We start from the raw sequence: 611 nt of genomic DNA on the forward strand, positions 1-611 counted from the left end.
GCTCTGGAAGATCGTTCGCATCGTGAAGTTGGCACCTACGGCGGCACTCGTGCACCGGACCTGGTCGCTGCTCTCGGCGTTTCCCAGGGCTGGGGTTCTGCACAGCTGTCCGGTGCTCTGCACCAGGTTTACCCGGATCGTGCAAACGCACACCAGACCGGCGCAACCAACAACGGTGCTGACGATTCCTTCGGTTGGGCAATCGGCGGTGGTGTTGCTGTCAACATCCCGATGGCTTCCCCGGGCTCCAACATCTTCTTCCAGGGCTTCTACGCAGACGGCGCTCTGTCCTACATCGGCGCAGGCAGCACCGTTGGCGGCGTAGCAGTCTCCGATTACGGCCCGACCAGCGGCACCTCCACCGGTTACTCCCTGTCGGCTGGTGCTTACATCCAGGCAACTTCCACGATCGGTCTTGCTCTCGACGGTTCCTACATGGACATCGATCAGCCGAACGGCGCAACCGACCTGTCCCGTTGGGCAATCGACGGTTCCGTACAGTGGGAGCCGGTCTCTGGCTTCGTAATGGGTGCTGACGTTGGTTACGCCAACACCGACCCGGACAACGCATCTGACGTTGACGAACTCCTCTTCGGTGTTCGTATGCAGCG

At 61.2% G+C, this 611-nt stretch carries 1 protein-coding gene; it reads left to right on the forward strand.

What is annotated here, in order from left to right; genetic code table 11:
* Positions 1–611 (forward strand): porin (locus Q666_RS59195; protein WP_023014611.1); only part of this gene is annotated, 611 nt, incomplete at both ends.

Origin of the sequence: Labrenzia sp. C1B70, assembly GCF_000475395.1 — a bacterium.
Lineage (GTDB): Bacteria > Pseudomonadota > Alphaproteobacteria > Rhizobiales > Stappiaceae > Roseibium > Roseibium algicola.